The following is a 14,879-nucleotide window of genomic DNA, read 5'->3' on the forward strand; positions in this document are numbered from 1 at the left end:
CGATGATTAATTTTCTTTTAATAATATTTCAAAATCTGAATATTCGTATTTCGCTCGAACATATAATTTATTTCCTTTCCCATCAACGCGATAACTGGTTCTTTCGCCGTAAAACAAGAAAGGATTTTCTTTTACCATGGAGTTGTTTTCCACAAAACTTCGGTGATCCGATAATTGCACCTCATTACCTAGCATTTCAAAAGTAACAGGGTCAAAATAATACCACCAAAGATCCTGTTCAGGCCCATAATCCACTTTAACAACTTCTGCACTGACACCACTAGCTATGACTTTTTGACCTTCATAAGTCATCAAAGCACCTTCTTCTAATAATTTCCAAGGCTGAGCTATCACATAAAAAAGTGCATCAAAATCCTTTTTCTTAGAATTTAAAAAATCTTGATTTTGAACCGCATTTTCCCCAACAAAATAGGACGAAGTAGCTCCATCAAAAGTAAAAAGGTGCTTTAACCCATCGTTTTCCCAAGAAACACTTCCTTCAAAATAAGGTATTAATCTAAATTGAATATCCTGCATCATTTCACTTTCCACTCCTCCATCTTCTGTAAATAGAGTAGTTTTCTTTTTGAAGTTAAGTAATTCTAGTTGACCCCAAGTTTTTTGACCTCCATGAGCTTTAATCGCTTTCTTGATTACCTCATGCGCTTTTCGCTCCTTTTCCGGTTTACAAGAAAGAAGAGCTGAAAACACAAAACCTATAAGAATAAAACTAAATCGGTTATACATATTCCTGTTGGTTATTCTTTGACAAATGAAGGTTCCTCTTTTTAATATCCACAGTTAAAGCTATTCCTAAAATCAGATATTCTATCAATAACAAATATGGGTTTTCTTTAAAATTTGGATTGCTATACGCCTGATAAGACAAAAAGACCGTTCCTGACCAGAAAAACAATGAGCGAATTTTTGTCAACAGGCTTAATCCAAAGGCAGGAATAATATACCAAGGGTGAATAACCGGTTGGAATAATAAATAAACGAGATAAATCATCGTCCAAACCTCCGCCATTCCCAAAAGGGATTCAGGCTTCTTTTTCCAGGAAATAAATATCATTAATCCCACACTCAAAAGTCCTAAAATCTTGGTCAACACAGCAATAGTATTATACCCTTTAATCCAATAACCAACCTCACGAAACAGATAGTAAACAGAGGCATTGAATTCAAATTTACCCTGATACAACTGCAGACTTTTCATTAAATTTTGCCAAGAATCCCCAATCAACAAAGTTCCAAATGCTAAAAAAAGAACTGCGCCTGAGGCAAGCCAAAAAGGGATTGATTTTCTTAATTTTTCATTAAAAATTAAGCTCGGAGCCAACATTAGAGGCAAAATTTTTATTCCAATTGCCATAGACCAAAAACCTCCTGACATCGCATATCTCTGCCTTGCAAAAGCCCAAAGGGCACCTAAAAGCATAACCAATACAAGCCCCTCGAAATGTAAGTTTCCAATCAATTCCAATATTACTAAAGGGTTAAACCAGTAAAGTAAAATCACTTTCCTATCGGCCTGTACACTTCGAAGTAAGTTCACCAAAAGGATAAATACTCCAATTTCACCAAAAATCAATAAGGTTCTAAGTATACCTATACCCAATATTAAACTCTGACTTCCCCAAAATGCCCCAACTCCAAAGATCACTTGATTACTTGGTGGATAAACCGAGTAATAGTCAGGTGAATTCATCACTTCAAATACCTCTTCCAAAAATGGGGTTACCAGTTCTGAGTTAGAATTAATCCACTCATTTGGTGTTTCTATGTAGGGATTTTGCCACATCAAAAGTAATTCGCCATCCCATAAAAACCTGGCATAATCATCAGACCATTGGGGTATCGTAAATAAAAGAGAGAAACGTAAGATCAACCCTGCCACAAACCACCACATGATACTCTTTTTCTTTCCTGAGGTCCATTGGTAATAAAGGCACATCAAGGCAAAACTTGCGGTAAATAGGATGAAGGTTCTTGTAAAGTCCTCTCTAGGTGTAATTCCTAATAAGGCAATTCCCAAAAGTAGACCAATCCATATGCCTACTTTCCATAAAATCTTTTGTGTGGGAATCACAGCCCTAGAGCCCTTCTCAGCTCCTCATCATCAAGGCTATTTCTGTTCCAGTAATCAAGTAATTCCTTGCTTCTACGAGTCGCAATTGTCCGCTCAATTTCCCCGTCTGCTTTGGTCTGGATTTCTTCCCAGTTCAAAATCTCAAACGGAAAAAAATTCTGATACTGAACGACTAATTTCCTATTGATGGTTTTATACTCCAACGTCAATTCCTCATGATCTCCACTTAAGCGACGCTTTGAAATAGAGGCCCTCTCAACCTTTAAAGGAATATGTGAAAATCGCTGAAAAATCAGAGAGGGTATGATCCTTACATCTCCCTCTGGAACAAGGTTGGGATTTAGACGGATGGTATTAAAAATTTCGTCTTCAGAAGCTCCTTCCAATTTTAATTCCTGATCTCCTTCTGATTCAAAATAGGAAAACAGCTGAGCTTTATAAGATCCATTTTTCCAGTTCATCTGAATAAAAGACTGGCCACACCATTCAGTTACAGAGGCGACAATTTTAAAGGCATTTTCATCATCATATACAGGCGTGAATACCGAGAGCATGGTGTTGTAGGGATACACTCCTGTCAGAAACTCACGCGTCATATTCAATTTCATCACTTTTCTCGCATCAGCACCTGCCTCCTCTGGATTATCCAACTTCACCTGGTTTCTTTTAGAAAAATCTTCTGTCACAAAAATCATCACGGCAGTTCCTTCTCTCATTTCACCATAACGGTATTGCTCCAAATCAAACACATTGATTTCGGCTTTATTTTGATACCAATAGCCTGAGAATTGATCTTCGTCCACACCTGATCTATAGCCTCCCTCACAACTCACAAGTATTAATAATGTAAATGCCAGCAATATCTGTTTCATCAAATAAGTATTTACCAATATTTAAAAATCGTAAAAATTATTTTGTATCCCGCACCAAAAACACCTTTGACTGTTCCACTTACTTTCGAAACTCCTATTCTCTTTCGATAGTTCACAGGGACTTCTGTATAACGTAGCCCCTTCTTATGTGCCTTAATCTGCATCTCAATGGTCCAACCAAAATTTTGATCTACCATATTCAGATCCAATAATTTCGACCAAATAATAGCTCTAAAAGGCCCCAAATCAGAATAATCAGCTTTTTGAATATACTTCATCATGGTCGTAGCTAACCAGTTTCCAAATACCTGTGGAAAGGTCATCGATCCAGATTCTTTTTGTCCTTTTGCCCTTGAGCCAATCACCATATCAGCTTTTCCTTCCAAAATAGGCTGAACCAAATCTGTCATTTCCTCGGGATAATCGCTGTAATCTCCATCTAAAAAAACCACAATATCCGGCTGAATATCCTGAGATTTCACCCAGTCCATTGCCGTCAGACAAGCTCTTCCGTAGCCTTTTTGGGGTTCAAATACGACCATAGCTCCTGCATCTTCGGCTGCCTTCTTGGTGTTATCCGTAGAATTATTGTTTGCCACAACCACATTTCTGACAAACTCAGGAATTTCAGCTATTACTTTCGGAATAGATTTCTCTTCATTATAAGCTGGGATGATTACGTCAACGATAGCTGAATTTCTATCCAACAGTTTATTTTCCAAGACTATATGCTTTAAATGAGGTAATAAATACTAAACTATAGCCAAAGGCTAACATCAAATGAAATGGAAGCATTTGTATGGTTCCCCATTGAATATGTAAAAACACCATACCCCAAAACAAAAGAGCCAAAAGTCCTTCAAAATAGGTTGTGGCGGGGATTTTGAACTTTATATATAAGTTATTACGAAGACCTTGTTTTCCGCTTTCCAAATTGAATTTAGGCGTTCGAATGAAAGGAGACTTTTTACCTGTCAAACCCTCCCAAACAGCTTGTGAATTATGAAGTGACAAAGCCATGGAAACAGAAAGGAATATTGGTAATTGCCAAAAAACCTGTCCCAGACTTTTCAAAAAAGACCTCCTTGCATAAAAATAACTCACTAAGTAAACCCCAGCAATAATCACAAATCCAATCATAAATATTCCCGCCAATTGAAATAGGCGCTCAGGGATCATCCCCTTTATTCCTGCCCACCAAACACCAATGCTGCTTAAACTAACCAGCAAAATCGCAATAAAAATGCTGCTATTGAACAAATGTGCAAAAGCATGAAATTTTACTCTAAAAGGAAGCTTCTGACTCATCACTCCGGAAATGTGTTTTCGAGCACATTCTGCTCCACCTTTTGTCCATCGAAATTGCTGAGATTTCACTGCCGACATGATTGGAGGCAACTCTGCAGGAGATTCAATTTCCGGCCTATAAATAAATTCCCAACCCTTGCGTTGCGCTCTATAACTTAAATCCAAATCTTCTGTTAAGGTATCATCATGCCAATTTCCAGAATCTAGAATGCAGGATTTTCGCCATACACCCCCGGTTCCATTAAAATTGATAAAAGCATGCTGATAATTTCTTCCCATTTGTTCTATCAGGAAATGCGCGTCTAATGCAAAGGCCTGTAGTCTTGTCAAAAGAGAATAACTTCTATTGAGATGAGTCCATCTACTTTGGACCATCCCTACCTTTTCGGAAGAAAAATAAGGCAGTGTTTTCAATAAAAAATCAGGATCTGGGACAAAGTCAGCATCAAAAATTGCAATGAACTCACCTTCTGCATTCACCAAACCTTCTTTCAAAGCTCCAGCTTTAAACCCAACTCTATCTTGTCTATGAATGTATTGGAAATTGACTTCAGGATAATTCTTTATTTTCTCTTGAATCAAATCTACTGTTTCATCCGTGCTATCATCCAGAAGCTGAATTTCAAGCAGCTCTTTGGGATAATTTAAATTGGCAGCGGCTTCGATCAACCTATCTACTACATAGAGTTCATTAAAAATGGGGAGCTGTACAGTTACTTTGGGCCAAGTGTCCATCTCTTTCATGGGCGTGGAAGCCAGCCATTTTCTTGCTTTCCAAAAATTCCAAAGCAAATTCCCCTGGGCCAGACTGTAAATAAAAATAAACAGCAAGCCAAGGGTATATATCCCTATTAACAGGTAAATAAAGATCATTTAATTATTCAACTTAATGGAATCATTTCCAATAATAATGGGCAATTCATTGATTCGGCCTTCTTCTGACCCATTTTCTAATTTCAATACTCCTCTTGGGCAAACGGAGGAACAAACACCACAGCCAACACAACTTGATCTGACAATATTCTGGCCTCTTTGCGCATACCAACGAACATCAATTCCCATTTCACAATAGGTAGAGCAATTTCCACATGAAATACATTGCCCACCATTTGTCGTAATTCTAAATCGGGATTTGAATCGCTGTACTATACCGAGGTAGGCTGCCAAAGGACATCCAAATCTACACCAAACCCGGTTTCCCATAAATGGATAAAATCCTGTCCCTACCACTCCTGCGAAAACAGATCCAATGGCAAAACCATAGAACGAATGTAGTTGGTTCGTAACATTTCCCAAAAGAGCAAAGCCTGAGAAATAATTTACTATGGTCAAAAGGGTCATTCCAACTGCCAGAACCAATACACCATGAATAATATAGCGTTCGTATTTCCAAGCTTTTAGGCTTTTATCAGATAGCTGTCTGTAAGGGTCCCCAACGGTTTCTGCCAAACCTCCACATCCACAGACCCAGGAGCAATACCATCGTTTTCCAAAAAAATATGTAAACAAAGGAACGCCTATGATAATCAGTAATATCCCCCAGATCAACATGAACATACCAACGCCACCAGAACTTAAGAATGTATCAATTTGGTAGTCATAAAAGAAGTCATAATCTAGTGGCCAAATATTTTTAAAATCGAAATAGGGCTGGTTAAAAAGGACAAGAATCTCAGGGATCAAAAAGGCAAAAGCCGTCTGAAAAAACATGACCGAGGCAGTTCTCAATTGCTGATATTTATTGCCGCGGTATTTTCTAAACATCCTTACTCCCATCACGATAATGGCCAGCGTATAGATAAACCCATACAGAAACCATTGACTCGCCGGGTTTCCACTTAGTATCACACTCAGAGGATCTACCATCGCAACCAAGTTGACTAGGTAGGCTGGAAACCAATAAAGGATCACATAAAACAAGATCAAATAAGCTCCGGTGAGCATTCCCATCCAACCTCTGTTTTTCATTGAGGACTTGAAAACACCATTGTTTTTCACTCCTTCAGGTTCACCCTGATACTTAGGAAGATTGTAAAGCAATCCACCCAAGGCTGCTAAACCGACCGATAAAAACAGAAATAACCAGGGATTATCTGATACGGGGCTAGCAAGTGCTGTTTTGGCCAAGGGAAAACTATAATCATCCCAAATAACCTGATCCCAAAGTGCCTGGTCTTTCAGTTGATCATTGTACTCGTTAAAATGTTTATTGAAATCAGTTAAAAAAGAAAAATTGGATGAATATTTCTGGCCATACATAGGAGCCAAAATTTCAATCATTTTCTCAGTGTGAATGTCTTTGGTATTCTCTCGAACCTGAGTTTCGGTCAGGGTATAATTCCCAAGAAAAGGAAGAACTGTAAAAACCGTGATCCCCACTAAAAACAAGATTAGCCCTATTTTTTGTATCAGTTTCATACGCTAGCTCCAAACAATTTTTGAATAAATGATTTCTTTGCTATTTGAACAGTCCGTCCACTGGCCTTTTGATAGGCCTTTTGAATTTCAATATGGTATGGAGCAAAAAACTCAGGATCAAACATCCCTTTTTGCAATTTTGATATCACTTGATCGGCTTGCCATTTTCCCTTAATTGCTTTATCGAAAAATGCATGATCCAATCTGAAACCAAAATTATTGACGCCTAGAATCCTTCCATCTTTGGCTGAAAGCATCCGAAAAGCAACTTTTCCGTTAGGAGCTTCCCAATAAAAGGAGTTGACCTCATCCTCTTTCCATTGCGGAGGGACAGTTCCATAGGTTTGATATTCTATATCCAAAAACTTGGCTGAGTTAAACCAAACTCCAGGTTGATAGGCTGTTGGTTTTCCATTTATGGTATAGGCTAAAGTTTCTCCATGCATTCTGCCTGTATACCAAACCTGTTCTACAGTTTTCCTGTCTTCTCCTGGAGCTTCATGAAATTCTGCGCAATCACCTATTGCATAGACATTTGGAATATTAGTACGAAAATAAGAGTCTACTTTCACACCTCTGTTGACTTCTAAGTCCGTTTCTCGAAGAAAATCAACATTAGGTTTTACCCCAGCAGTTAATCCAACAAACTGACATTGAATTTCCTCACCGGCAGAAGTAATCACGGATTTCACCTGCCCATTCTGATTGGACTGAATTTCCTTCAATTCTGTATCCAACTTCAAGTCAATATGGTGTTCGAGAATATGTCTGCCCACTAACTCAGCTTCTTCTTTGGGCAAAATATTATCCCAAAACCGTTTTTCTCTAACCAAAAAAGTGACTGGGATTTTTTTATATGAAAGCATTTCTGCCATCTCAATTCCTATCAAACCTCCTCCTACAATGATTGCCCTATTGACACCTTTTTCCGTAATTTTCTCCATGGATTCCAAGTCTTGCTTGGAGTAAAGCCCCTGAACACCTTGCAAATCCTCTCCTGGCCAACCAAATTTATTAGGTTTGGAACCAGTGGCAATGACTAAGTCATCATAGGCTAGGCTTTCTCCAGATTGGAAATTCAGAGTGCTGTTTTCAAAATCCACTTCATTTACCCAATCTTCTTTTAAATCGATTCTGTTTTTCTCCCAAAACCAAGGTTCATAAGGTTGAGTGTGCTCAAACTTCATATGTCCCATAAAAACATACATGAGGGCAGTTCTGGAAAAAAAATATTTAGATTCTCCAGATATGAGGGTGATGCGCACATTGTCATCCAACTTCCTAAGTTGACGAGCACAGGTCACTCCGGAAATCCCATTGCCAATTATGGCAACGTGGCGATTGCTTTTCATGGAATAAACGTAAGTCTAGTTTTGATGGATCAGAAATAAAAGATACAATTATTGTTCGTTAAGAGACCAATCGTAATCCAAATAACTGATTTTAGCTTTTGAGTCAATCTTGACTTTACTATACTTATTTAAGAAGTCGATCAATTTTCCATTTTTCGTGAAATCACCCTTAAACCAGGAAAAAATAGAAGAAATCTCAACTGAATTTTTACTGATCTTATTTCTCACTCCATCATTAATAAATGCAACTGCCTGCTTTTCTAGCTGTTCATTTAATGTTGATGGCATAAATGCTTCATTAAGTAGCGGTGGGCATGAAAAAGAAGCACAATTGACTGCGAAATGAATTCTTGGCTCAGAAAACTCTTTTCTAAGAATGCCATGTTCGATTTCATCTAAGCTAAATTCCTCTCCACCTATTTTAAAAAACTTATAATGCCAAACATCACTGATCAAAGGAATTTTTAATGCTGGGCCCAGGTCTTTAATACTTTCAGTTGGGTAATTATCTACAATTAACTTCACCGTAAAAGCATTGTAAGCGTTTATCCAATAGGCCATTTGCTCATCTTTTGACCAGGAGTTTCTATCAGGTGGATTCTTGCTTAAAGTATTCAGATATGCATCGAGTTTGGCTTTATCCTTTAAAAAGCCCTTGTAATCAACCATCCCTTTGGAGTCTACATATTGACTAACTAAGTCATCCCAAGCTTGATGGCTTGGTGGAGCAATTTCACTCCTTGCATTTCCAGAAACATTTTCTTTCCCATTTGATTCCGAATTTGAATTTTGGCAAGAAAGAAAGAAAAGCGCCAGGATGCTGAATAAATATGTTTTGTAATTAGTCATAAGTCTTTGTGCTATTTTCCTCAAAAGGTGAGTATTGAAACTATGAATCTGTTATTGATAGGTTCAGTAACCTAAACCTTAAACATCTGTCTGGTTTTACGTGATCAGGAATAAAAGATTTAAAATTCATGCTTTTAAAACCCATTTGTAATTCAAATGACAGATTTCATCATCTCCTAATGCCCGCTTAATATAATTTGCTATTTGAATAGGGCTTTCAGAAATGATATTATTCAAATGACTGAATTTAAGTTAATAGCTTTACCAAAAGGACTAGGACATTAGGATGATCAATATACTTTTTCGCCTTTGGTAAGCCATATCCCCCAAGCTTTGGAATAAGTATGTACTTTTTTTGTTGTGAGCCCCTCATGATACAATGGCTTTTCATCATTAGACCATTGGATGATGCCTCCATATAAATTAAACACCTTCTTAAATCCGTTTTCCTGAAGTTTTTTACCAATTTCTTGAGATCGAGCTCCCACTGTACAATAAACCAAAACCGGTTTTTCTTTATCCAGAGAGTCGATTTTGTCAAAATCAAAAGTATCGAAGCCCACCCATTGAGCGCCTTCAATATGTGAAACTTCATATTCTTCTTTTTCACGGGTATCCAAAATCTGGAAATTTGACAAATCAGATATTTCGTTAGGCGCTAAAACAGGAAATTCATTGTCATACAGCCCAGAAAGTAGTGTTTTGTAGGCAAAGGATTGACCGAAAGAGAAATTGGTCATGAAAAACATGAAAACAGCAAGTATCAGTAGGCGTTTTGATTGAAAGGGATTTATTGAAGTTTTCATACCCAGTAAACTTACGAAACAATGCTGTGGTTCAGATCACGCGTAAAAATCTGATAAACGGGCCAGACCTCTTTTATCTTTCACGATGATTCTTTTGCCTTCCAACTCAATTAAATTGTCTTTTTTAAATTCGGAAAGTAGTCGAATCACCGATTCTGTCGCAGTTCCTACCATGCCAGCGATTTCTTCCCGACTTAATACCAAGTCAATTTTCTGGGTTTCTCCCCCATCTACTCCGTAAGAGCTTGCCAACTGCAAAATCACAAAAGCCAATCTTTCACGAATACTTTTTTGTGTCGCATCGGTTAACTTTTCCTCCATGATTCCAAGTTCATGGCTTAGGGCTTTTGTAATTCTCTTAAAAAATGGCGTGTTATTGAATAAGGTAGCTAAGAAAGTTTCTTTCGGAATAAAACAGATTTTGGCATCCTCCACAATCATGGCAGAGTTTGAATAATTCTCTTCTCCAAGCAAAGCCGAGTAACCTAAAAAATCCCCTTCTTTCGCTAAATGCAAAATTTGTTCTTTACCGTTGGAAGCTGTTTTGTAAACTTTTACTACGCCTGAGTTAATACAAAAGATCCCTAGAGGTTTGGTTCCTTCGTAATACAGTATCTGCCCCTTTCTATGCGAAATCAGGTTTTTATTCTCAGAAATATTACAAACATGCTGCTCTGGTAAATCCGATAACATGGAATGCTTTCTGCTCGCACAAAGTTCACAGGGTGTATTTGCTGAATGGGACTTCATAGGAACCTAGTAATTTTGACCAAAAGGTAAAAAAAGACTGAGTATAATCATAAAAGAATGCATTATTTAGGAGGTTCAGGGAATGTCTTTATTTGTTGAAACTTACCAGATCCCTCATCCCATGACAAACACAAATGATTCAAACCATTGGTGATAATCAAATATTTAGCATTTATTTTTTGATTATACAGGCAGGCCTGTTGCATCGTTTTTTGATTCAATTTTATTTTTGGGGCCTTGCACTCAATCAGAAGGTAAGGTTTACCCTCTTTGTCCCAAACCACTAAGTCTGTCCTCTTTTGAAGTTTATTGTAAACCAAACCTCTTTCGAGTACAATCAATCCCTTCGGATAATCTAAATGATGTATTAAAAAATTAATCCAATGCTGTCTAACCCATTCCTCTGGGGTTAAAATCAAATACTTCTTTCTGAGACTATCAAAAATACCTAATTTCCCATCCACTTCCTGAAGCTTTGGCTCAAAAGGAGGTAAATTAAGGTTGGGCAGTTGTACACGATTTAGATCCTGATCCATCCTTCAAATATGTGAATTTAAACCCATCTGAAATTGAAGAGTCACGTAAAGTTAATCCCGTTTTTATTGATAGGAAGTTTCGCTTTCTTTTTCTCCTGTCAAAATCCCAAAACAACAGTAGACAGCATTTATTATGGCGGCACCATTTATACTGTCAACCCAGAATTTGAGATTGCTGAAGCGATTGCAATCAAGGATGGGAAATTTGTTTCTGTGGGGTCTCAGGATGACATATTAAATTCCTATGAGTCCAGCCATACCATTGACTTGGATGGAAAAACAGTTTACCCGGGCTTTATAGATGCTCACACCCACTTTTTCAGGTATGGAGAAGGCCTAAGAGTTGTGGATTTAGTGGGTGCAAAATCATTTGATGAGGTACTATTGAGAGTGGAAAACTATGCAAAGTCACACCCTGATGAAGAATGGATTTTGGGTTCGGGCTGGGACCAAAATTTATGGGAAGGTCAAGAATTCCCAAGTCGAGAGGAATTGGATGAATTGATTTCAGAAAGACCTGTTTTGTTAACCAGAATTGATGGACATGCGGCTTTAGCAAACCAAAAAGCACTTAGCATTGGCGGAGTCAATGCTAGCACCAAAATGCTTGGAGGAAGTGTAATTGTAAAAAATGGAAAAACCACCGGTGTATTGATTGATAATGCCATTGACTTAGTCAGTGAAAAAATTCCTCAAACTTCGGAAGAGCAAGCAAGACAAGCTTTATTAGCAGCACAAGAAAATTGTTTTGCCGTAGGCCTCACTTCAGTGGTAGATGCTGGATTGGACAAAAAGACCATTCAGCTCTATGAAAAAATGCACCAAGACTCCTCATTGAAAATGAGGATATATGCCATGGTGGCTCCAAGCCCGGAAAATATGGAGTATTTTTTTGACAAAGGTCCCTATCAAAACGATCACTTGACAGTCAGAAGCTTTAAAGTTTATGGAGATGGAGCTTTGGGTTCCCGAGGCGCAGCTTTATTAAAGCCTTACTCTGATAAACCTGATGAAACAGGGTTTCTACTAAGTAAGATCGAAGATTTCGAAAATCTTGCCAATCAATTTCATGAACATGGTTTCCAGATGAACACCCATTGTATTGGAGATTCTGCAAACAGGGTCTTATTGGATATTTATGCAAAGGTCCTTAAAGGAAAAAATGATTTGCGTTGGAGGATTGAGCATGCGCAGGTGGTAAATCCTGAAGATGTTCCAAAATTTGCTGAGTTTAGTATCATCCCTTCCGTTCAGCCTACTCATGCAACCTCCGACATGTATTGGGCAGAACAGAGATTGGGACCAGAAAGAGTTAAGCATGCATATATCTACAAAGAGTTGCTTGATCAGAATGACATGATTGCTTTAGGCAGTGATTTCCCGGTAGAATTCATCAATCCTATTTATGGCTTTCATGCTGCTGTCGCTAGAAAAGATCAAAACAATTGGCCTGATGAAGGTTTTCAAACAGAAAACAAACTTACCCGAGAGGAAGCTTTAAAGGGAATGACTATTTGGGCTGCCTATGCCAATTTTGAAGAAGATCTAAAAGGGAGTATAGAACCCGGAAAATTGGCTGATTTGGTCATCATGGAAAATGATTTGATGCTTGAAAAATCTGAAAATCTAAGAGACTTACCCATCTGGAGTACTATTGTGGGTGGAGAAACAGTCTATCAAAAGGCTAAGTAAGGATTGATTTTCTCAACCCAGCTGGGTTTAAAAATCTTGATATTGAGTAAATCATCGGCAGTTTCGTAATCCCCATGTTGATTTCTGTAGGCAACAAGCACTTTTGCCTCTGAATAGGATATGTAAGGATGTTTTGCTAATTCGGTAATTTCTGAGCTGTTGAGATTTATTCTTTTTGAGATGAGTGGTTCAAACTCAAAGTAATTCCAAATCTCTTGGACGGTCTCTTCTTTTAATCCATAAACTTCCAAAAGTTGGTTTGGGCTGTGAAAACCTCCAAGTTGATGTTGGTACTTTATAATCCGACTAGCGAGACTTGGCCCAATTCCAGGTACAATTTGTAGAGTCACTGAATCAGCTTCCAAAATGGAAATACGTCTTAAGTTTTCCTGTTGCGCGGTCTTATCAGGAGTTCTTATCGTATCTTGGGTATTAAACAAAGGATCGGGCGAGCTGATTAAATTAACTCCAGCTGATTCTAGAGAGTCTATTTTCTCTATATAATTTAAATGGAACTCTTTTGCCTTTTCTTTTCTTACATGCTCTAGAAATGTAGGAACAACGATTAAAAGACTCAGAAAAGGTATCAAAAACAGAAAACCTCTGGATTCTTTGTTGGAAAAACCCAAGTAAGATTTAAGCCAGTAAAAAATCTTGCCTTTCATTTTCAAAAAAATTAAAGTAAATCACATTGATTGAAACTTTCAATCAGTCATAATTTAAGAATATTGGTTTCTGAAAGCAAAAATCAAGACATTTGTAACTCAAATAGATGGATTTTATTTAGACAGATTCCAAATTAATAGATCCTCCAGTAAAAAAGGCTGTTCCCAAGAACTCGTCTATTAAATTTGTGAGGCAAGACTTGTACCCATGCAAATCAAGTTCAGAGCTTTAAGTTTATCACATAAAACCGCACCTGTTCAGATCCGAGAAATTATAGCTCTCAGTGATCAGGAAATAGAGCGCATTCTATTGAAGCTAAAAGATTTCTTTAGCTTGACAGATGTGCTTGTCCTATCCACATGTAACAGAACTGAGGTTTATTACAGTCATGATTTAGATTTAAGTACCGAAATCATCAAGTTGGTAGGTTTAGAAAAAGGCCTTCCAGATGTGGTGAATTATCTTGAGTACTTTAAAATCTACAACGAAGATAGAGCTGCCATTTCCCATTTGTTTAGAGTATCTATGGGCTTAGAGGCACAAGTGGTTGGAGATATCCAGATTTCTAATCAAGTAAAAAGAGCCTATCAGGCATCTGCAGATTTAGAAATGGCGGGGCCATTTTTACATAGATTGATGCACACCGTATTCTTTACCAATAAGAGAATCGTGCAGGAGACAGCCTTTAGAGAAGGTGCGGCATCTCTCTCATATGCGGCAATAGAGCTAATTGAAAGTCTTACAACGAATATCTACCAACCGAGAATACTTTTAATCGGAGTTGGTGAAATTGGTGAGGATGTTGCCAAAAACATGGTCTACCTCCCAAATGCGAAGGTGAAAGTCACAAATAGGACACGATCCAAAGCAGAAGAAATTGCGGGTCCATTAGGGTTTGAAGTAATTGATTTTGAAAATAGCTTTGACGCAATGAAAGAGGCAGATGTTATCATCTGCTCCATCATGAAAAATGAACCTTTCATCACCAAGGATTTGGTCAAGCAATTTGATATAAAAAGCTACAAACTGTTAGTTGACTTATCTGTACCGAGAAGTATCGATACTTCGGTAGAGGATGTTCCTGGAGTGATCTTATACAATGTAGACAACATTAGAAGTAAAACTTCTGAAGCATTAGAAAAAAGACTGGCAGCTATTCCATTGGTTGAGGATATCATTGCCGAAAGCATAGAGGAGTTTTATAACTGGAAGAAAGAAATGATGGTATCCCCTACCATCAATAAGTTAAAGCAAACTTTAGAACAAATCCGCTTAGAAGAATTAAGTAGATACCTCAAGAATGCTGATAAAAAGGAATATGCTGTTATCGATAAGATTACAAAAAGCATGATGCAAAAAATCCTTAAAGTTCCAGTAGTACAGCTGAGGGCTGCCTGCCAAAGAGATCAAGCGGAAGAAATGATCGAGTTTATTTCAGATCTATTTGACTTGGATCAGGTTAACACCAAGAAATAAATAAGAGATTAAAGCAAAAAGAGTGATGACCAAAGGATTGATATACCCTTTGGTCATTTTAT

General features: G+C 37.7%; 14 protein-coding genes. 2 read left to right on the top strand and 12 right to left on the bottom strand.

The features are described 5' to 3' along the window. Positions 1-6 precede the first annotated feature (6 nt). The 11 genes from ALPR1_RS15170 to ALPR1_RS15220 all read right to left on the bottom strand — a co-directional run bounded on the left by ALPR1_RS15170 (position 7) and on the right by ALPR1_RS15220 (position 10,983). Positions 7-747 (bottom strand): DUF6503 family protein, encoded by a 741-nt coding sequence (locus ALPR1_RS15170; protein WP_008201993.1) that lies wholly within the window; start codon positions 745-747, stop codon positions 7-9. After that, a complete protein-coding gene (locus ALPR1_RS15175; protein ID WP_008201994.1) occupies positions 740-2,092 on the bottom strand; it encodes a glycosyltransferase 87 family protein in 1,353 nt (450 codons plus the stop codon). Before ALPR1_RS15175 ends, ALPR1_RS15170 begins: the two co-directional genes overlap by 8 nt. Then, positions 2,089-2,964 carry a hypothetical protein gene (locus ALPR1_RS15180; protein ID WP_008201995.1) on the bottom strand — a complete coding sequence of 292 codons (876 nt, stop codon included), beginning with the start codon at positions 2,962-2,964 and terminating at the stop codon, positions 2,089-2,091. Before ALPR1_RS15180 ends, ALPR1_RS15175 begins: the two co-directional genes overlap by 4 nt. Positions 2,965-2,975: 11 nt before the next feature. Further along, positions 2,976-3,686 carry a glycosyltransferase family 2 protein gene (locus tag ALPR1_RS15185; RefSeq protein WP_008201996.1) on the bottom strand — a complete coding sequence of 237 codons (711 nt, stop codon included), beginning with the start codon at positions 3,684-3,686 and terminating at the stop codon, positions 2,976-2,978. After that, positions 3,676-5,145 (bottom strand): cellulose synthase family protein, encoded by a 1,470-nt coding sequence (locus tag ALPR1_RS15190; RefSeq protein ID WP_008201997.1) that lies wholly within the window; start codon positions 5,143-5,145, stop codon positions 3,676-3,678. Before ALPR1_RS15190 ends, ALPR1_RS15185 begins: the two co-directional genes overlap by 11 nt. After that, on the bottom strand, positions 5,146-6,690 hold the full coding sequence (locus ALPR1_RS15195; protein WP_008201998.1) for a 4Fe-4S binding protein: 1,545 nt from the start codon (positions 6,688-6,690) through the stop codon (positions 5,146-5,148). It lies immediately after the preceding gene. Then, positions 6,687-8,042, bottom strand: coding sequence for an NAD(P)/FAD-dependent oxidoreductase (locus ALPR1_RS15200; RefSeq protein ID WP_008202000.1), 1,356 nt, complete (start codon positions 8,040-8,042; stop codon positions 6,687-6,689). The genes ALPR1_RS15195 and ALPR1_RS15200 overlap by 4 nt, the downstream gene beginning before the upstream one ends. 48 nt (positions 8,043-8,090) lie before the next feature. Next, positions 8,091-8,891: a DUF547 domain-containing protein gene (locus ALPR1_RS15205; RefSeq protein ID WP_008202002.1), complete on the bottom strand. Its 801-nt coding sequence runs from the start codon at positions 8,889-8,891 to the stop codon at positions 8,091-8,093. Between the two features lie 290 nt (positions 8,892-9,181). After that, positions 9,182-9,697 carry a rhodanese-like domain-containing protein gene (locus ALPR1_RS15210; protein ID WP_237701559.1) on the bottom strand — a complete coding sequence of 172 codons (516 nt, stop codon included), beginning with the start codon at positions 9,695-9,697 and terminating at the stop codon, positions 9,182-9,184. A 36-nt stretch (positions 9,698-9,733) separates the two neighbouring features. Further along, positions 9,734-10,447 (bottom strand): Crp/Fnr family transcriptional regulator, encoded by a 714-nt coding sequence (locus tag ALPR1_RS15215; protein WP_008202005.1) that lies wholly within the window; start codon positions 10,445-10,447, stop codon positions 9,734-9,736. A gap of 62 nt (positions 10,448-10,509) precedes the next feature. Beyond that, a complete protein-coding gene (locus ALPR1_RS15220) occupies positions 10,510-10,983 on the bottom strand; it encodes a type I restriction enzyme HsdR N-terminal domain-containing protein (protein ID WP_008202007.1) in 474 nt (157 codons plus the stop codon). 27 nt (positions 10,984-11,010) lie between these two features. Here ALPR1_RS15220 and ALPR1_RS15225 point away from each other — a divergent pair, with 27 nt between their 5' ends. Further along, a complete protein-coding gene (locus ALPR1_RS15225; protein ID WP_008202009.1) occupies positions 11,011-12,675 on the top strand; it encodes an amidohydrolase in 1,665 nt (554 codons plus the stop codon). Here ALPR1_RS15225 and ALPR1_RS15230 read toward each other — a convergent pair. Next, on the bottom strand, positions 12,660-13,340 hold the full coding sequence (locus ALPR1_RS15230) for a ComEA family DNA-binding protein (protein WP_008202011.1): 681 nt from the start codon (positions 13,338-13,340) through the stop codon (positions 12,660-12,662). The genes ALPR1_RS15225 and ALPR1_RS15230 overlap by 16 nt on opposite strands. 208 nt (positions 13,341-13,548) lie before the next feature. Here ALPR1_RS15230 and hemA point away from each other — a divergent pair, with 208 nt between their 5' ends. Beyond that, positions 13,549-14,817, top strand: a complete 1,269-nt coding sequence (hemA, locus tag ALPR1_RS15235) for a glutamyl-tRNA reductase (RefSeq protein WP_008202012.1) — start codon at positions 13,549-13,551, stop codon at positions 14,815-14,817. The last annotated feature ends 62 nt before the right edge of the window (positions 14,818-14,879 follow it).

Origin of the sequence: Algoriphagus machipongonensis, from assembly GCF_000166275.1 — a bacterium.
In the GTDB taxonomy this organism is placed as follows: domain Bacteria; phylum Bacteroidota; class Bacteroidia; order Cytophagales; family Cyclobacteriaceae; genus Algoriphagus; species Algoriphagus machipongonensis.